Source organism: Rhizobium oryziradicis, assembly GCF_001939045.1.
Classification (GTDB): Bacteria; Pseudomonadota; Alphaproteobacteria; order Rhizobiales; family Rhizobiaceae; genus Allorhizobium; species Allorhizobium oryziradicis.
Genome location: NZ_MKIM01000028.1, coordinates 247,701 through 266,482 on the forward strand (window position 1 = coordinate 247,701; position 18,782 = coordinate 266,482).

Sequence of the window (18,782 nt, forward strand, 5' to 3'; positions counted from 1 at the left end):
AGGTTCACCATCAAAGTCTTTTCAGAGCCTGTTCGGACTTGAGAAGCCGATGGTTTAGAATTTCGAGCGATCTTTGGGCGGAATAATGGTGATAAAATCGGTTCCGTCGCTGGTCTCCGGGCCAACGCCTTGATCGGTGATGGTCAAGGACGTGCCCGCTGTCATTGCCGTTTCAATCCGTGTTCTTGTCGTGGGCTCAATTGAAATCCGATCGAGAACAGCATTGATGCTGCTTTTTTCAATGGCGGGCTTATTGCCATCGTCGGTATCAATAGTGACGATAGATGTGTCGTCGGTTTGGCGCTCAGCATCATCCAATGCCAGTGCTTGCCATGTCGCGTGTCCAGATTTTTGATCAATGGCGGTGGCAACCAGGAAATAGGTTCCAAGCGGCTGATCGGGCTGGGCAATCTTGACCGGCGCGTCAAACAGCGGCTTGAAATCCTGCCGCACATAGAGATGGCCGCGGGGCGGGGCGGGCTTGTTGGCGCTTTGATAGAGAGCGGCCATGAATTCGGGCGTGATCAAGCGGCCCTTGGGATTGAGTGACTTCCAGCGTTTAAATCCTTTGATCGCCTCGCGGGTCAGCGTTCCGGTTTGTCCGTCAATGCCACCTGTTTCGAATCCAAGCTCCTGCAGCAGGGCTTGCGCATCGCGGATGGTTTGCGGTTCATCACGATAGGTGATGAGGATGCGCAAAGGAGATGAGTTAATGGGGGCTGCCGATGGCTTGGCAGTGGGCAGATGGATCATTGCAACTTCAATAGGATTTTTACCAGGCGCAACATCTGCACCACGCAATTTGGCATCAGAGAGCAATTGCGGCTGGTCTTGCTGATGAGCCGGCGCAAACAGAAACGGATGCTGAATAGCAAATGGTGCCACCGGCGCATCGGTAATAATCACCTGTGCACCCAGCGTGGTCATGCCATAAAGTTTACGAGCAAATTCGCCAGGAAGCCGCACACAGCCGTGAGAGGCAGGGCGATTGGGCACGCTGCTTGATTCGTGCAATGCCACGCCGGACCATGTAATGCGCTGCATCCAGGGCATGGGCGCGTTCGAGTAGAGGTTCGATTCGTGATATTTGGCTTTCTGGATGATTGAAAAAATGCCGGACGGGGTGGTGTGACCCTCCTTGCCGGTGGAAACGCGCGAGGTGGCAATGACGGTGTTGCCATCATAGACGGAAAGCGTTTGTTGTTGTTTGGAAACAATGATCTGCAGGTGACTTTCGCCCTGCGCCAGAGCTGGCATCGCCAGCATGGTTGCAGAGATGAACATCAACGGAAACATGGTGCGGACCATCATGGTGCCCTCAAACGCAAAACGAGAGCTTAAATTACACCGTTAAATTTAACGGATCGTTTCATTTTGCGACTTGAAAGGACTCAAGATTTCTTGATCGTGCTGGACGATGGGCGAGGTTGGAAGGTGAAGCCGGTTTCCACCATGCCCTTGCCAAATTTATTGCGCAACAGATCCATGGCGGCTTCGGCCTTGGCCCGGCGGGTCGCGCTTTCATCCACCAGATCCGGTGGATCTGCAATCGCGGGATCAGCAAAATCACTGACGCCAATGCCGATCAGGCGAAATTTTGTCCCGTCCGTTTCCTTTTCCAGCAGTTGCAAGCCCGTGCGGAAAATTTTATCGGCCAGCATTGTCGGATCGTCGAGCCTGCGGTTCCGGGTGCGAAGCTTGAAGTCTGCGGTTTTCAGCTTCAGCACCACGGTGTAACCTGCGGTAGCTTCCTTTTTCAGTCGCCATGCCACTTTTTCTGACAGGGCGCGCAATTGGGCAATCAACTCGTCAGGACGCGATATGTCGTTTGAAAAGGTGGTTTCGGCCGAGATGCTTTTCGTGATGTCGGAGGTGTGAACTTCCCGGTCATCGATGCCGCGCGCCAAGCGGGCCAGCCGCTGGCCCATCACGCCATAACGGCGCATCAGATCACTTTCTTCCATGGTTTGAAGTTGGCCGACCGTGCGAATGCCGTCTTGTTCCAGAGTGGAAGCCAGCGCTTTGCCAACACCCCAAATGGTGGTGACGGGGCGGGGTGCCAGAAATGCCATGGCCTCTTCCTTGCCAAGCACTGAAAAGCCGCGCGGTTTTTGCAAATCAGACGCCACTTTTGCCAGAAACTTGCAATAGGAAAGACCAACCGAAATGGTAATTCCGATTTCCGCTTCAACGCGTCTGGCAAAGCGGGCAAGCACAAGAGCAGCGGGCGCATGATGGAGTTTCTCTGTGCCGCGCAGCTCCAGAAAAGCCTCATCGATAGAGATGGGCTGCACCAAGGGCGTCAACTCTTCCATCATGGCGCGAACCTGGCGGCCAACTTTGGCGTATTTTTCCATATTGGGCGGAATGACCACCGCGTGGGGGCAGGCTTCCAGCGCCTTGAACATCGGCATGGCAGAGCGCACACCGTGGATGCGGGCAATGTAACAGGCGGTGGAAACAACACCCCGCTTGCCGCCACCAATAATCAATGGTTTGTCGATCAAATCGGGATTGTCGCGCTTTTCCACCGAGGCGTAAAATGCGTCACAATCAACATGGGCCAAGGTGAGCTGGAACAGCTCTGAGTGATAAACAAGTCGCGGGCTGCCACAGGCTGCACAGCGCTTTCTATCGGCAGGCTGAACCTTCAGACAGTCGCGACAAAATCCCGAATTTGATGGCATGGTGCTGTGCATAGTGAGCGGAACATAAGTTGAACATTTGCACAGTAATACCTGCATCCATGCCGCGCAAGCTGCATTTCAGCCTTCCTCAAAGGCTTATTCCGGCATCACGAGGTTGGTGTCTTCGCACGGTTGAAATGTGCAACAATCGTGGTGCAGGCCGCACTCCAATCCTCGGCACGAATAACCTGCGGGGCGGTTTTGGGTGCGAAGCGATGGATCTCCGATTGCGGGGCGATATGCACCAGCAGACAGTCTGGAGCGTGGTCGGCCACCGAATGGAGGTTGTGCGCCATGTCATCCATAAAGGCCAGCGGCAGGGAGCGGCCACGGTGCAATGCCTTGACCACCGGTCCCTTGGGGCTTTCTGTTGCCAGAAGCGGAAAATCAAGTCCCAGTTGGTCCAACAGACGGCGGCGCTGTTGGGTGTAGGCCGGTGGCATGGCGGTGAGAAACACAACATCGGCCATGGAGCCGAGCTGTTTTAACTGGTTGACCGAGTCGCCAAAGGGGCGTTGCCAATCTTCCTGCCGATCAAAAAAATCATGTAATATCTGCTTAACCTGATGCTCTTCCAAAGCGCGCTGATCGGCAAGCGAGACAATATTGCCCGTGAGATGGAAAGACTTTGGCAGCAGATGATGGCCCAAGCTGGCCAGATAGGCTTCAAAAGGCAGCAAGAACTCCAGCACCACATCATCAACATCGCTGACCAGCAAGGGTCGATCTGATAATTGGATGTGGTTTATATCGACAATTTCGCCCATCAATATTCTCCCGAATCCAATCCCGGTTTGGTATAGTGTCTCCAGGCAGCCATGACGTCTTCTGGTTGAGACTGGGTTGCCGCACAGAAATCGAGCAGCGTTGGCTCGTGTTGAACAATAAAGTCCAGCATTCCGGCAAGGAAATCGGGGTTTTTGATGGCTTGCCGCATTTGGCCTGGTTCCACCCCTGTCAGGGAGAGGAACCGGCCCAGCATTTCGGGCTCCCCGGCCAGCCAGCTCAAGACGGCAATGGCGGTTTGCTCGGCGTGTTCACTTGAAGTCGATTTACCTGATAACTTGTCTCGCATTGTGTCACGAATTACCTTTTTCGAAACCAAATGGCGTTAATCTGCCGCCAGCAAAAGAATGAGTCTTTTTGAATGTTAATACCCTTCTTCCACTATGGACGCTGGGAAGGCAAGGATGGAAAATGCCGAAAAAGGTCATGATAGTTGAAGACAACGAGCTGAACATGAAGCTCTTTCGCGACCTTATTGAGGCCTCAGGCTATGAGACCATTCAAACGCGCAATGGAATGGAAGCGCTCGACCTCGCCCGCAAACACCAGCCAGACCTTATTTTGATGGATATTCAATTGCCTGAGGTGTCCGGGCTTGAGGTCACAAAATGGCTGAAGCAGGATAGCGAGTTGCATGTCATTCCCGTGATTGCGGTCACGGCCTTTGCGATGAAGGGTGATGAAGAGCGCATTCGCCAAGGCGGGTGTGAGGCTTACGTCTCCAAACCTATTTCTGTTCCGAAATTTCTGGAAACAATTAAAACTTATCTGGGCGACGCCTGAGGGGGCAAGGTGCATGACAGCCAGAATACTCATCGTTGATGATATACCTGCCAATGTAAAGCTGCTGGAGGTTCGGCTTCTCGCTGAATATCTTGAGGTTTTAACGGCGGTCTCTGGCTCTGAAGCGCTGGATATCTGCGAAAATACCCAGGTTGATGTCGTGCTTCTCGACGTCATGATGCCCGGCATGGACGGGTTTGAAGTGTGCGAACGGCTGAAGACCAACCCTCGCACTGCCCATATCCCGGTGGTTATGGTGACGGCACTGGATCAGCCTTCTGATCGGGTGAAGGGTTTGAAGGCAGGCGCGGATGACTTTCTCACCAAGCCAGTCAATGATCTCCAGCTGATTTCGCGGGTCAAGAGCCTTGTGCGGCTCAAGACCTTGAGCGACGAATTGCGCTTGCGGGCAGAAGCCGGTCAACGAATGGGCATCGAAGACCTGTTCTCCATGGCTGATGGCCAATTTGAAGAGGCCGGTCAGGTCTTGTTGGTTGACAGCCGCGCAAGCTCACAGGAACGGATTATCAAAACGCTGAAGCCGATTGCTGACGTTATGGCGATCTCTGATGCGCAGGCGGCATTGTTTGAGGCCGCAGAGAAAAACTTTGATCTGGTGATCGTCAATGGTGCTCTAGATGATTATGACCCGCTGCGGCTGTTCTCGCAGCTGCGCTCATTGGAGCGCACCCGCTTTATTCCATTGTTGCTGATTGCCGAACAGGGCGAGGGAAGTATGACGGCCCGAGCGCTTGATCTGGGCGTTAACGACTATATTGTCAGGCCTGTTGATCCCAACGAGCTGGTGGCACGCACACTCACACAGATCCGCCGCAAGCGTTATAATGACCGGCTGCGTGACAGTGTTCGCCAAAGCATGGAGATGGCCGTTACAGATGCCCTGACCGGCCTGAGCAACCGTCGCTATCTGGATACGCATCTGAAAATCCTGTTTGAGCGTGCGGCTGCGCGCAAGCGGCCCTTGTCTGTCTGTCTGGTGGATATTGACCGTTTCAAACTGGTCAACGACACCTATGGCCACGAGGCGGGTGACGATGTGCTGCGTGAGTTTTCAGCCCGCGTTCGTGCCATGGTGCGCGGAGCGGATCTGGCTTGCCGCTATGGCGGTGAGGAATTCATTGTGGTGATGCCCAATACATCCCTGGATATCGCAAGCAAGGTTGCAGAGCGCCTCAGGGAAATGGTGGAGAAAACCCCATTCCAGTTGACCTCAGGTCTCAAGATCACCGTCACGGCATCGATCGGCATCGCTGAAACATCGGCGGACTGCGCAACGCCAGAGCAATTGCTACGCGAAGCAGATAGAGCGCTTTATAAAGCCAAGCAGGAAGGTCGCAACCGTGTCGTCTCTGCCGCTGCTTGATCGTGTACGTTTGCCCGCACTGAAAAAACACGCGCTCTGACAGGCTTAGGTCAGGCTCAGCCTCTTATCCTATATGGCGTATGACGGTTCGCTGCAGCAGTTTTTCCTGCGCAACGGATGTTCGGCATTCAGTGCCATATTTCATTTGTTACATTGTGTTTTGCGGGCGATATAAAGTGCGCAGCAATGTAGTGCCGACCCCTATGGTAAACTTTTCGTAAGCTATGGGCCGCAGCAAAGGTTTTTTGGCAGAGTCCACTTGCGTAAAATTGTGAGTATTTCAATTTATTAAACAATAAAATTGTAAAAACCCCCAATTTGCCGGGGTTTACTGTGTAGTTTATATTGATATTGTCCGTTTTTGAAAAGCTTATAAAAATCAGCAATCACGCGACGATGAGACGTTTGTACCGATATAGAATGTAACGCTCGCTTTGAATTTGGTGGCAGTGTCGCGTTTAGGTGAGAAACTTGTTGTTTCTTTATTTTAATGTTTTTTGAGAAAAAGAAATAATATTAACTATAATGTAATTGAGATTAATCGTACGGTTAAGAAAATGTTGATTTTTTTCTTTATATGCGCAAGATTGGGTCAAGTTATAAGGAACTGTGTTTAAAGTTCACCAATACCCCATGGTGCTCAGGTCCGCCGCATCTCCTGGGTCGTGGGGTCGGTCGGCAGGTATATGATTGTTTGCGGTTCCTCGTGCCGTTATTATGTGCCCGCCGACCCCCTTTTCAAAAAAAACGCCGCCTCCGAAAGGAGCGGCGTTTTTTGTTTTGATTGTGGATTGTGCCAGGCCCGTAAAACATGCTGCGACGCTTTAAATACGCGCCATAACCCCTGAAATTGACTCGGATTTAAAGGCTGATCGAGCCGGCTGAAAAGGCGTTTCCTGTTGTCAAACGGATTTGATAGGGCAACTAACCCCGGAGCCGGCAATCTTGCTGGGCTCTGGGTGAGGATGGTCTCCTAAATGCCTTGTTGTTGCAACGTGGGCGGGGTTGGGAGGCGTTGAGCGATTGTCTTCTCATAGTGGCACCGAAGACCCATGCTGCCCACAGGAGCGGCTGCGGCACCGCTTGCATGCACTGCGAGCATTTATCAGCCCAATACGCTCTCTTGCTCAAACACCTTGGAAGAGATGAGCAACAAAAAAGCGCGCTGTTGTGCAGCGCGCTTTTTTAAAAATAACATAGGTTGCCAAGATTACTTGATCTTGGTTTCCTTGAATTCGACGTGCTTGCGTGCGATCGGGTCGTACTTGGTCTTCGTCATCTTGTCCGTCATCGTACGGCTGTTTTTTGTCGTGACGTAGAAGAAACCCGTCTCGGCTGTCGACAGCAGCTTGATCTTGATTGTTGTAGCCTTAGCCATGGTCGTCCTGCCTTACCTAAATAAAACGCGCCGTGGAGGACCGGATGGGTCCACGGCAAATGTGGGCGGAAACTACAAATCGCCACTGAAAAGTCAAGCCCGCTTGGACTTGAAAAGCAATCGAGCGGCAGAAAGTAGTACATAAAGTGCAAAGAAGCCTGCAATTGACCACGCAAAGCCCGAGGTTCCGCCCATATCAATGGCCGCACCCACAACTTGCGGGCCTGCAACAGTGCCCACCGCATAGCAGAAAATGAAGGCTGCGTTTGCCGCGGCAAGGTCCGAACCGGTGAGTCGTGAGCCAAGATGGCTGAGACCAATGGTGTAGAGACCCGAGACGCAGCCGCCCCAAAACAAAAGAATGGTCGCCATGGCCAGCCAGTTGCCAGAGATGGCTGGCAGCAAAAGCGCACCAGCCATGCCAACGGTTGCCAGAATACCAAGCAGAGGTCTGCGGTCTTTCAGGCGATCAGACAGCAATCCCAGCGGAATTTGAAACGCCATATTGCCAACCCCCATCACCGTCAGCAGCAATGCCGATTGCGCTTCGGAAAAGCCCGACCGCGTGGCAAAGATTGGCAGAAGGGAGAGGCCGCCGACTTCGACAGCACCAAAGACGAAAACGGCGGCTGTGGCAGTAGGAACCAGAAAGATATAGCGGAAAAAATGCATTTCCGGTTTTTCATGTAGGGCTGGGCTTTCCTTGCGCGCGATATAGACCGGCACGGCGGCCAGCAAAATGGCAAATGCGCCGATGGAGAATGGCAATACGCCGTCGCTACCAACCATGGAGAATAAAAATGGACCCGCTGCAAAGCCGATGGAGAGAACCGTGGCATAAATGCCCATAACAAGCCCACGGCGCGAAGGAGGGGCGGCGGCATTGATCCAGAACTCGGAGAGGATAAACAGCGTGGTGGTCGCGCCATGGAACACCAGGCGCAAGGGAAACCACATCCAGAAGTCCGTGGCATAATAAAAGCCAAGCGAACTGGCTGCTGCCAGAAAAACGGCAACAATCATGGTTTGCGCAACACCCCATGTGTGGGCGAGCTTGGTGGTGATGGGAGCGGCAATCATGGCGGCAATGCCTGCCATGGCAGAATTGAGACCGATCATGGTGGATGAAATGCCGCGCTTTTCCATGATGATGCTCAAAAGCGGCAAGCCAAGCCCAATTGCGATGCCAACGGCCGAAATGGACGCAATGGCAGCCACCAGCGATGGCCAATGAATTTCTTCACGGTGACCGATGGCACGTTTTCGGGTCTCAGACATTCATCATCCTTCAAATGGCCCTGAAACGCAGGTCGAAGGCAGCGAACACAAAAGAGCTTGCGCGCGGGTGAGGCCATTCAATCATCATGCTTCGTCAGGCGTCCTTTTCCGGTGTGCATCCGGATTTCACAGTGTTCATTCGGGTTTGCCGCGCCGCCTGTCAAGGCGGAGCCCATCAGTTTGCAGGGCCATTTCTGGTCGAAATGTGCGCAACAGACCCAGTCGATCAGTTGAGTCCGGCATCATTGAGGCGGATAGCGCTGATCATAATCTTCTGGAGGTTCCGATGGTTGGCCAAAGCCATGCATACGCAAGGCCCATTGCAATCCGATGACGCTGCCTTTGATTGGTTGGATAATCAACAAGGAGGTGATCACGGCAATGGGCACCCAGATTGCCAGGTGCACCCATGTGGACAAAACAAACACCAGATCCGTCATCATATAGCCGCCCAGCAGCACGTGGCCGACGATCATAATGACAATATAGGGTGGAAGGTCGTCAGCACACTGGTGAGAGAGGTCTTCGCCGCAGACGGAGCAGGTGGCGACTGGCTTGAGAAACGCCTTGAACAGCTTGCCAGAGCCGCAGGCGGGGCAGGTGCAGGCCAAACCCCGCATGATCGAGCGGCCAAGGGGACGCTCGATGTTCTCGCCTCCGCCAAAACGGGTCACGTCCGTTGGTGAATTGCTGGACATCGGCTTCCTCCCTATGGCCTCAATCAAATTTAGCGCTTGCCACGATGCGGTCTCGTGCCGGGTTTTCTCGGACCCGGCCTGCCGCTGCGCGTGGCCTTGTGGAACGATCGAATACCCGTTGGCATTTTCTTGCCCTCGCTCAGAATTTCAAAGCGCAAGGCACCCGCCAAAGGCACGGCTTCCACCAGCTTAACACTGACACCATCACCAAGTTGATAACCCAAGCCGGTTTTTTCGCCCGTCAGCGCCTGGTGGGCTTCATCATAGACGAAATAATCACGCCCCAAGGTCGACACCGGGATAAAGCCATCGGCCCCGAACTGCGGCAGTGAAATAAACAGGCCGGATTTGGTGACACCAGACACCTGACCATCAAATTCATCGCCAATCCGGGTGGCCAGATGATGGGCCACCAATCGGTTGATGGTATCACGCTCCGCCGCCATGGCGCGGCGCTCAAAGGTCGAGATTTCGGCGGCCACATCGGCAAGCGTTGCCTCTTCCTCCGGCGTAATACCGCCTTCGCCCAAGCCAAGCGATCCCACCAGCCCGCGATGCACGATCAAATCGGCATAACGGCGAATCGGTGAGGTGAAATGTGCATACTTCATCAGGTTGAGGCCGAAATGGCCGATGTTTTCAGGGCTATAGACCGCCTGACTTTGCGAGCGCAGCACCATTTCGTTGACGATAGTTTGGTGCGGCGTGTCTTGCGCCTTGGCCAAAATACCATTGAACGAGTTGGAGCGCAGATTGCCGCCCTTGACCAGTGAGAAGCCGATGGTGGTCAAAAACTCGCGCAGCACTTCCTGCTTGGAAAGCGATGGCGCGTCGTGGATACGATAGACCAGCGGCTGGCGTTTCTTTTCCAGCGTTTCGGCAGCTGCCACATTAGCCTGAATCATCATTTCTTCAATCAGCTTGTGGGCATCCAACCGTTCTGGCACATGCACCCGGTCCACCGTGCCATCCTCTTTCAGGATGATCTTGCGCTCTGGCATATCCAGCTCCAGCGGCTGGCGGCGGTCGCGTCCCACTTTCATAATCTCATAGGCGGCCCACAGCGGCTTCAGGATGGGTTCCAGCAATGGTCCGCTCTTATCATCCGGTTTGCCATCAATCGCGGCCTGCGCCTGCTGATAGGACAGTTTGGCGGCACTTTTCATCATGATGCGATGGAAGGTGTGACTGGCCTTGCGGCCTTCCTTGGAAAAGACCATGCGCACGGCAAGGGCAGGGCGGTCCACGCCCTCACGCAAGGAGCATAGATCGTTGGAAATCCGCTCTGGCAGCATCGGCACCACGCGGTCTGGGAAATACACCGAATTGCCGCGCTTGAGCGCTTCGCGATCCAGCGCCGATTTTGAGCGGATGTAATAGGACACATCGGCAATCGCCACCGTGACAATCACGCCGCCCGGATTGTCCGCCGATGTATCGGGCTCGGCATAAACCGCGTCGTCATGGTCTTTGGCATCATGCGGGTCAATGGTGATCAACGGCAGGTGACGCCAATCCTCCCGGTTTTTCATCGTGGCGGGCTTGGCAGCCTCTGCCTCATCCAGCACCGATTGCGGGAAGATATAAGGAATGCCATGGGCATGGATGGCAATCATCGAGATTGCCTTTTCTGACGCCACAGAGCCAACCACATTCAGCACCTTGGCACGGGCAAGACCGAGGCGGCTGGAATTGCGGCCGACTTCGACCTCAACCAGATCGCCATCCTTGGCGTCGCCAATGTCGCTGGCATCAATCACCATTTCTTCGCCGCGCCGCTCAATCGGCATCAGGCGGCCACCGCCGGTTCCCGCCATTTGGCGGTAAACGCCGAGAAGCGCGCCCTGGCGCTTATCCAGCACCTTGATGATGCGGGCGGTGTATGCCGGGCCATCGCGGTCCTTGTTGGGGAAAATTTTTGCCAGAACCCGATCACCAAGCCCGCCCACCGGCGTCTTGCCCTTGGCGCGATCAGCACTGGATTGGCGGATAGCGATGGCCGGGGCTACGCCCGCTTCTTCCGGCCACTCGGCAGGACGGCCAATCAGATCGCCATCCTTATCGCGGGTGGTGATGTCAATGACCGTGACGGGTGGGAGCGCGCCGGGGCGGGTGAGGGCTTTGCGGCTTTTGTTGACCAATCCGTCTTCTTCCAGCGCCTTCAGCTCTGCTTTCAGCTCAATGCGGGCTTCGCCCTTCAAGCCAAAGGCCTTGGCGATCTCGCGTTTGGAGCCGCGGTCGGGATTGTCGGTGATAAATTGCAACAGAATCTCACGGGGCGGAACGGCCCCGTGAATAATCTCTGTTTGCGGTTTGTTGGCCACGCCTGCCTCCTTCCGGGTCCTCAATGGTTTGCTGCCGGAGGTGGGGATTTTGGGGCGCGGTGATTTGCTCAAGGTCAGGTCTTCTTTGCTTTCGGAGCCGCTTTTGCCTTTGTCGCGGTTGCTTTGGGCTTTGCGGCAGTTTTCTTCGGTTTGGCTTCAGTCGTGCCCGTCGCATCATCAGCGTCGGTGGCAGCGGCTTTGGCTGTCTTTTTGGTCGTGGCCTTTTTCGCAGGCGCTTTTTTCGCGGGTGCAGCCTTTGCTTTTGCCTTGCCCTTGGTGCCGCCGTCCTTGGCTGCGCGCTCGGTGATCAAAAGCAAAGCCTCTTCCACGGTGACGCTCTGCGGATCCTTGCCCTTCGGCAAGGTCGCATTCACCTTACCCCAATTTACGTAAGGACCATAGCGTCCATCGCGCACCGTCATTGCGCCGCCATCTGGATGTTCACCCAGTTCTTTCAAGGCGGCAGGCGCTGCGCGGCCACGGCCACCCTTGGTCTGTTTTTCGGCCAACACGGTGACGGCGCGATTGAGACCGATGGTGAACACGTCCTCAATGCTTTCCAGGTTGGCGTAGGTGCCATCATGCAACACGAAAGGCCCATAACGACCAAGGCCCGCCGTAATCATCTTGCCCGATTCAGGATGATTGCCCACTTCGCGTGGCAGATTGATCAAGGACATCGCCTTTTCATAATCCACCTCGGCAGGAGACCAGCCCTTGGGAAGGGAAGACCGCTTGGCTTCCTTGCCTTCGCCGCGCTGAATGTAAGGCCCGAAACGGCCAGAGCGCAGGGTGATTTCCTCGCCGGTCTTGGGATCTTGACCCAGCGCCTTGTTTTCGGTTGCCATGGCTTCGGCTTCTGCACCGCCTTCTGATGAGAGCTGGCGGGTGAAGTTGCACTCCGGATAGTTGGAGCAGCCAACGAACGCACCGTATTTGCCCAGCTTCAGCGACAGATTACCGGTGCCGCACACCTGACAGATGCGCGGATCGCTGCCATCTTCGCGTTTGGGGAATACCAGCGGTGCCAAGGCTTCGTTGAGTGCGTCCAGCACGTTGGTGACGCGCAATTCTTTTGTGCCTTCGATCTGGGCAAAGAAATTTGTCCAGAATTCGCGCAGCACATCCTTCCAGTTCAACTCGCCAGCTGAAATCTTGTCGAGCTTTTCTTCAAGATCGGCAGTGAAATCATATTCCACATAGCGGGTGAAGAAGTTTTCAAGGAAGGCCGTCACCAACCGCCCCTTGGGCACTGGTGTCAGCTTGCGATTGTCAATGGTGACATATTCGCGGTCACGCAGCGTGGCCAGCGTTGCCGCATAGGTGGAAGGACGGCCAATGCCGAGTTCTTCCATTTTCTTGATCAGGCTTGCTTCCGAATAGCGCGGTGGCGGCTCGGTGAAATGCTGGCTCGAATTGATCTTGCTTTTGGCAAGCGGTTCGCGGGCGTTGATCTCTGGCAGGCGGCCATCTTCATCATCGTCCTCGCCTTTTTCACCTTCTTCCCGTTGATCGGTGTAGGCGGCTATAAAGCCATCAAAGCGGATTACGGAACCCACGGCGCGTAGGCCCGCCTTTTCATCGCCCTTCGAGGCAATGATTTCGGCAGTGGTGCGCTCAATCTCGGCGGACGCCATCTGGCTGGCAATGCCACGCTTCCAGATCAGATCGTAAAGGCGAAGCTGATCGGCATCGACATAGCGGCGCACCTGATCGGGCGTGCGGGTAAAATCCGTGGGGCGAATGGCTTCATGCGCTTCCTGCGCATTTTTGGCCTTGGTTGAATAGAAGCGTGGCTTTTCCGGGCGATAACGCGCACCGAACTGATCGACAATCGCCGCGCGGGCGGCATCAATGGCTTCAGGAGCCATCTGCACACCGTCGGTACGCATATAGGTGATCAGACCAACGGTTTCGCCACCAATATCCACGCCTTCATACAGCTTCTGCGCCACCTGCATGGTGCGCGATGCTGAAAAGCCGAGCTTGGAGGATGCGGCCTGCTGTAACGTAGAGGTTGTAAATGGCGGCGACGGGTTGCGCTTGACGGGCTTCGCCTCAACAGATTCGACGGCGTAGCTTGCGCCTTCGAGCAAATCCTTGAGGCGGCCAGCCATCTCGCCATTGGTAATGCCGCGGGCGGCAAGCTTTTTGCCATCCGCAGACACCAGACGGGCCAGAAATTCGTCGCCACGTGGCGTTTTCAAAAGTGCAGACAGGTTCCAGTATTCTTCCGAGACAAACCGCTCGATTTCATTTTCGCGATCACACACCAGACGCAGGGCAACGGATTGCACCCGGCCAGCGGAGCGCGCACCGGGGAGCTTGCGCCACAACACCGGCGAAAGATTGAAGCCCACCAAATAGTCCATGGCGCGGCGCGCAAGGTACGCATCGACCAGATCGCCATCGATGTCGCGGGGGGCTGCCATGGCATCCAGCACGGATTTTTTGGTGATGGCGTTGAAAACCACGCGCTTGACCGGCTTGTCGCCAATTACCCGCTTTTTCTTCAACAGATCCAGCACATGCCAGGAAATGGCTTCACCCTCGCGATCCGGGTCGGTTGCGAGAAAGACGCCGTCGGAGGCTTTCACCGCATCGGTGATGTCTTTCATTCGCTTTGCGGATGCGCTGTCGACTTCCCACAGCATCTCGAAATCCTGATCGGGCAGGACCGAGCCATCCTTGGCAGGAAGGTCACGGACGTGGCCGAAGGAGGCGAGCACCTTATATCCCGAGCCGAGATACTTGTTGATCGTCTTGGCCTTGGCTGGTGATTCGACAACGACTAATTTCATTGTGTTTCTCTGAACAGTGTCCCCGACGTTTCAAAATAGTGCGATTCAGGCGAGGTTCCTGAACCGTGAGTCCGACATGGACAGGGATTGCCTTGCGGTCAAGCCCCTAATTGCATTTATCTGCCACACGTCACCACAACCAAAAGGTTGTGTAAAATTCTATTGCAATCACTAGGTAATTCTGTATCTTGTGTTGTGTCTATACTTTAATGCACACTATGGTTGTAAATTGCGACGGGAACGAGCGATGAGTGGTAACAATGGATCTGAGATGCAGAGCCGAGATAGCATCGGTTATATTCGTCAGATGTTGGGCGAAATGCGCATCGTTGCGGAGAAGGAAGGCGCACATATGTTGTGCTATCTCATCGAAATGGCATTTGAGGAGGCGGGTGATTTGCAGCGGCAACGCAGCGGCCGTTCAATCCGCAAAGCTCAGTGACACCAGACCGCCGGGATGGCGCTGCAAGCGCCCGGCAATATCCAATTCCAGCATCACAAGATAGACCGACGACGGGCTAAGTTGTGTATGCCGGATAATATCATTGACCTCAACGGGCGTCGGCCCCAACGCATCAATCACCATCGACCGCTCAACGTCGCCGGGAGGCTGGTGAAAGGTTTCACTTTCTTCATAGGCGGGTTCTTCAACCTGCGGCTGAGCAAAAAGGTCAATATTGCTCAAAGGTGAAAGAGCCTCCAGCAAATCAAGTGCTTCCGTGGTCACGATCGAGCCGTTTTTCAGCAATGTATTGGTGCCGTGGCAACGGGGATCCATCGGAGATCCCGGAACGGCAAACACCAGCCGTCCAAAGTCGGCAGCAAGACGCGCGGTGATCAGCGAACCCGAGCGGCTTGCGGCCTCAATCACCGCAACGCCCAAAGATGTGCCGGCAATCAAACGATTGCGTCTTGGAAAATCGCGGGCGCGCGGCTCCCAGCCAAACGGCATTTCGCTGATGGCAACACCTCTGCCGTCCCAGATAGCTTTCAAAAGTCCAATATTCTCTGGTGGATAAGGCTGATCCAGCCCGCCCGCCATGGCGGCCATGGTGCCGGTGGCAAGGCTGGCATTATGAGCTGCCGTATCAATGCCGCGTGCAAGGCCAGAGGTGATGGTATAGCCCGCTGCTCCGCAATCGCGTGCCAGCAGCGTTGCCATTTTGACGCCGCTAATGGAGGCGTTTCTGGAGCCAACAATGCCAATAGAGGGTCTGATGGCTGTGGCACCATTGCCTTTCATAGCCAAAATGGGCGGTGCTGCATCAATCTGTCGCAGGGCAGGTGGGTAATGGGGCTCGCCAATGCCCACAAAGACAGCGCCAAATTTGGTGCAAAACTCCAACTCGCGCTCTGCTTCATCTTTGGTTGCGATGCGAATCGCACGGGTGGCACCGCCGCGCTGCGATAGCTCCGGCAGCATTTCGAGGGCGCGCTCGGCGGTGCCGAAATTATTGATCAGGTCACGAAAAGTGGCAGGCCCGACATTATCGCTGCGAATAAGCCGCAGCCACGCGATGCGTTGTTTCTCCGTCAGCGCAATTCCTGATTTCCCTGCGCTGTGACGTGACATTGCCAGATCCTTTTGGGCTTAACCCTTTTGACCAATCTTGCCTTCCGTGCCGGAGATCAGCCGCTCGATATTCTCTTTATGCTTGGCCCAGGTGATCACCGTCATTGCTGCTGTCACCAAAGCGGCCTCAGGTTGGCCAATTAGCCACAACACAACCGGAATGACAAGGGTTGCAACCAATGCGGACAGAGACGAGTAACGACTTAATTTCGCAATCGACAACCATACGAAGGCAAATACCAGCACCATGACCGGAAACACGGCCAAAAGCACACCCAGATAGGTGGCCACACCCTTGCCGCCCTTAAAACCAAGCCAGATTGGAAAAAGATGGCCAATGAAGGCCGCGAACCCAGCCAGCAGACCGGGAAGATGGACTGTTTCTGTGCCAAACAGCTTCTGCGCAATCAGGGCGGCAGCTGTCGCCTTGAAGGCATCCAGAAACAGGGTGGCGGCTGCCAGCTTTTTATTGCCGGTGCGCAACACATTGGTGGCCCCGATATTACCGGAGCCAATTTTGCGCACATCGCCAAGGCCCGCCATGCGGGTCAGGATCAGACCAAACGGAATAGAGCCAAGAAGATAGCCGATTGCCAGAGAGGCAACCAGCGCAACAACGGTAATCTGGCTATAATCAATGCTTGGCATCACGCATGTCCTTGGACAGAGAAATATTACAGAGAAAAGACCTGACGGCCTGCAACATAGGTGGCAATTGCACGACCTGAGAAGCGCGCATCTTCAAAAGGCGTATTCTTAGAGCGTGACACAATCAACTCCTTGGATACAATCCACGGCTCTTCCAGATCAATCAGCACAATGTCTGCTTTCGCGCCCGGCTTCAATGTGCCAGCCTCAAGGCCAAAAATCTCGGCGGGGCGGGTGGACATCGCATCAATCAACCGCATCAAGGGCACATGTCCGCTGTGGTGCAGACGCAGTGCTGCGGCCAGCATGGTTTCTAGGCCAATGGCACCATCGGCGGCATCGCCAAAGGGCAGACGTTTGGTGTCCACATCCTGCGGATCATGGGCGGAGACGATAATATCAATATCGCCGTTGGCCAGAGCATCCACCATGCTCATTCGATCATCTTCCGAGCGAAGAGGTGGCGAGAGCTTGAAGAAGGTGCGGTATTCACCAATGTCATTTTCGTTCAGCGACAAATGGTTGATCGAAATACCGCAAGTCACCTTGGCTCCACGCTTGCGGGCCAGCTTGATGGCTTCCACCGATTCCGGCACCGAAATCTTGGCTGCGTGATATTTTGCCCGTGTCAGGCCAGCGATGCGCAAATCACGCTCCAGCGGAATGATCTCGGCTTCTTTTGGCACGCCGGACAGACCAAGCCAGCTGGCAAACAGGCCTTCATTCATGACGCCGTTGCCAAGATATTTATCCTTGGCCACCAGTGAGACCACGGCACCGAATTCGCGGGCATAGGTCATCACCCGGCGCAGAACCAGCGTATCATTCAACCCGTGGCGGCCATTGGTAAAGCCAACGGCACCGGCCTGTTGCAACAGGCCAATTTCGGTCATTTCCTCGCCGCGCAAACCACGGGTGAGGGCGGCAGCAGGATAGATATTGACGGGCGATTTCTCGCGGGCCGCGTTTTTGATGAATTCCACCAGCGCGATGTCATCAATCACCGGATCGGTATCTGGCATCATGATGAAGGAGGTGACACCGCCAGCGGCGGCAGCCTTGCCAGCCGAGGCCAGCGTTTCGCGATGTTCACCACCGGGCTCACCCACAAACACTTGCGCATCCACCAGACCCGGTGCCGCCACAAGCCCGCTGCAATCGCGGATCGCGGCACCGTCTGGCGCGCCCTGATTGTTGGCATCGCTGCCCGCGGCGAGAATGCGACCGTCTGCACCGACAATAATGGTGCCGACTTCATCCAGCGAGCGGGATGGGTCGATAATGCGGGCATTTTTGAAAACGAGCGGCTTGTTCATGCGCCAACTCCTTCAGAACGTGGGCCGTTGTTTTCCGAGATCAAGAGCGATTCCATCACCGCCATGCGCACGGCAACGCCCATTTCCACCTGTTGTTCAATCACGCTTTGCGGACCATCGGCCACGTCTGAGGCAATTTCCACGCCACGGTTCATCGGGCCGGGGTGCATCACCAATGCGTCTTCCTTGGCGGCTTTCAGCTTTTCGGCATCAAGACCGTAGAAGTGGAAGTATTCGCGGATCGATGGCACCAACGAGCCAGACATGCGTTCACGCTGCAAGCGCAGCATCATCACCACATCGGCGTCTTTCAAGCCTTCCTTCATGTCGTGGAACACTTCCACGCTCATGTCGGCAATGCCGGAAGGCAAAAGCGTGGCCGGAGCCACAACCCGCACCCGTGCGCCCATGGCATTGAGCAGCAAAATATTGGAGCGGGCAACGCGCGAGTGCAGCACATCGCCGCAAATGGCCACGATGATTCGCGACAATTTGCCTTTGGCGCGGCGGATGGTCAGGGCGTCCAGAAGCGCTTGGGTCGGGTGTTCATGCTGGCCATCGCCTGCATTGATCACCGAGCAGGCAACTTTTTGTGACAGCAGGGCAGCAGCACCAGCGGATGCGTGACGCACCACCAGCACATCGGGGCGCATGGCGTTGAGCGTCATGGCCGTGTCGATCAGCGTTTCGCCTTTCTTGACGGATGAATTGCCAACCGACATGTTCATCACGTCGGCACCAAGCCGCTTGCCCGCCAGCTCAAAAGACGACTGGGTGCGGGTAGAGGCTTCAAAAAACAGATTTATTTGGGTCAGTCCCCGCAAAGTCGATGTTTTTTTCTCCCGCTGGCGGCTTATTTTTACCGCTTCGTCAGCTTTATCGAGGAGATATGTAATATCGGTTTGGGTTAGGCCCTTGATGCCAATCAGATGGCGATGAGGAAAGAAGACCATGCGATGTCCTCCGAAATTGGTCTCGCGGTCTATAAAGACTGAGGGCATTGGGGGCAAGCCTGCCACCATCGTAGAATGAATTGTCCCCTGTTTTGCTCAGATCAAGCATCTCTGTCTGTCGCAAAGATGGACAAACGTGTTAAAGACCAAAAAAAGCCGTAGGTTTATAGAGC

General features: G+C 55.0%; 16 protein-coding genes. 3 read left to right on the forward strand and 13 right to left on the reverse strand.

Features of this window, described 5'->3' with window-relative positions:
- Positions 1 to 54: 54 nt before the first annotated feature.
- From BJF95_RS16630 to BJF95_RS16645, 4 genes are all read right to left on the reverse strand, one after another.
- A complete protein-coding gene (locus BJF95_RS16630; protein ID WP_075640576.1) occupies positions 55 to 1,311 on the reverse strand; it encodes a L,D-transpeptidase family protein in 1,257 nt (418 codons plus the stop codon).
- An 80-nt stretch (positions 1,312 to 1,391) separates the two neighbouring features.
- Positions 1,392 to 2,687 (reverse strand): DNA polymerase IV, encoded by a 1,296-nt coding sequence (locus BJF95_RS16635; protein WP_425348702.1) that lies wholly within the window; start codon positions 2,685 to 2,687, stop codon positions 1,392 to 1,394.
- A gap of 107 nt (positions 2,688 to 2,794) precedes the next feature.
- A complete protein-coding gene (locus tag BJF95_RS16640; RefSeq protein ID WP_075640578.1) occupies positions 2,795 to 3,454 on the reverse strand; it encodes a hypothetical protein in 660 nt (219 codons plus the stop codon).
- Positions 3,454 to 3,762 carry a DUF3572 domain-containing protein gene (locus tag BJF95_RS16645; protein WP_075640579.1) on the reverse strand — a complete coding sequence of 103 codons (309 nt, stop codon included), beginning with the start codon at positions 3,760 to 3,762 and terminating at the stop codon, positions 3,454 to 3,456. The genes BJF95_RS16640 and BJF95_RS16645 overlap by 1 nt, the downstream gene beginning before the upstream one ends.
- A 122-nt stretch (positions 3,763 to 3,884) precedes the next feature.
- On the opposite strand from BJF95_RS16645, the gene BJF95_RS16650 reads away from it, so the two are divergent.
- Positions 3,885 to 4,256, forward strand: coding sequence for a response regulator (locus BJF95_RS16650; RefSeq protein ID WP_075640580.1), 372 nt, complete (start codon positions 3,885 to 3,887; stop codon positions 4,254 to 4,256).
- Positions 4,257 to 4,269: 13 nt separating this feature from the next.
- On the forward strand, positions 4,270 to 5,640 hold the full coding sequence (locus tag BJF95_RS16655) for a PleD family two-component system response regulator (RefSeq protein WP_075640581.1): 1,371 nt from the start codon (positions 4,270 to 4,272) through the stop codon (positions 5,638 to 5,640).
- Positions 5,641 to 6,850: 1,210 nt separating this feature from the next.
- Here BJF95_RS16655 and rpmG read toward each other — a convergent pair.
- The 5 genes from rpmG to topA all read right to left on the reverse strand — a co-directional run bounded on the left by rpmG (position 6,851) and on the right by topA (position 14,119).
- Complete coding sequence (gene rpmG / locus BJF95_RS16660) at positions 6,851 to 7,018, reverse strand: 50S ribosomal protein L33 (RefSeq protein WP_075640582.1); 168 nt, start codon at positions 7,016 to 7,018, stop codon at positions 6,851 to 6,853.
- A 93-nt stretch (positions 7,019 to 7,111) separates the two neighbouring features.
- The gene (locus BJF95_RS16665) at positions 7,112 to 8,296 is read right to left on the reverse strand and encodes an MFS transporter (protein ID WP_075640583.1); all 1,185 of its coding nucleotides are present in this window, start codon (positions 8,294 to 8,296) and stop codon (positions 7,112 to 7,114) included.
- A gap of 242 nt (positions 8,297 to 8,538) precedes the next feature.
- Positions 8,539 to 8,994: a DUF983 domain-containing protein gene (locus tag BJF95_RS16670; RefSeq protein WP_075640584.1), complete on the reverse strand. Its 456-nt coding sequence runs from the start codon at positions 8,992 to 8,994 to the stop codon at positions 8,539 to 8,541.
- Between the two features lie 29 nt (positions 8,995 to 9,023).
- Positions 9,024 to 11,342: a ribonuclease R gene (rnr, locus tag BJF95_RS16675; protein ID WP_245297376.1), complete on the reverse strand. Its 2,319-nt coding sequence runs from the start codon at positions 11,340 to 11,342 to the stop codon at positions 9,024 to 9,026.
- A gap of 50 nt (positions 11,343 to 11,392) precedes the next feature.
- Positions 11,393 to 14,119: a type I DNA topoisomerase gene (gene topA / locus BJF95_RS16680; RefSeq protein WP_075640586.1), complete on the reverse strand. Its 2,727-nt coding sequence runs from the start codon at positions 14,117 to 14,119 to the stop codon at positions 11,393 to 11,395.
- 247 nt (positions 14,120 to 14,366) lie between these two features.
- Here topA and BJF95_RS16685 point away from each other — a divergent pair, with 247 nt between their 5' ends.
- Complete coding sequence (locus BJF95_RS16685) at positions 14,367 to 14,561, forward strand: hypothetical protein (RefSeq protein ID WP_075640587.1); 195 nt, start codon at positions 14,367 to 14,369, stop codon at positions 14,559 to 14,561.
- Here the strand turns inward: BJF95_RS16685 and BJF95_RS16690 are convergent.
- From BJF95_RS16690 to BJF95_RS16705, 4 genes are read right to left on the reverse strand one after another with little or no spacing between them, the layout of a single operon-like run.
- Positions 14,541 to 15,692 carry a DNA-processing protein DprA gene (locus BJF95_RS16690; protein WP_075640588.1) on the reverse strand — a complete coding sequence of 384 codons (1,152 nt, stop codon included), beginning with the start codon at positions 15,690 to 15,692 and terminating at the stop codon, positions 14,541 to 14,543. The genes BJF95_RS16685 and BJF95_RS16690 overlap by 21 nt on opposite strands.
- 18 nt (positions 15,693 to 15,710) lie before the next feature.
- Positions 15,711 to 16,340, reverse strand: coding sequence for a glycerol-3-phosphate 1-O-acyltransferase PlsY (plsY, locus tag BJF95_RS16695; protein ID WP_075640589.1), 630 nt, complete (start codon positions 16,338 to 16,340; stop codon positions 15,711 to 15,713).
- A 26-nt stretch (positions 16,341 to 16,366) separates the two neighbouring features.
- Positions 16,367 to 17,656, reverse strand: a complete 1,290-nt coding sequence (locus tag BJF95_RS16700) for a dihydroorotase (protein WP_075640590.1) — start codon at positions 17,654 to 17,656, stop codon at positions 16,367 to 16,369.
- On the reverse strand, positions 17,653 to 18,609 hold the full coding sequence (locus BJF95_RS16705; protein ID WP_075640591.1) for an aspartate carbamoyltransferase catalytic subunit: 957 nt from the start codon (positions 18,607 to 18,609) through the stop codon (positions 17,653 to 17,655). The genes BJF95_RS16700 and BJF95_RS16705 overlap by 4 nt, the downstream gene beginning before the upstream one ends.
- Between the last annotated feature and the right edge of the window lie 173 nt (positions 18,610 to 18,782).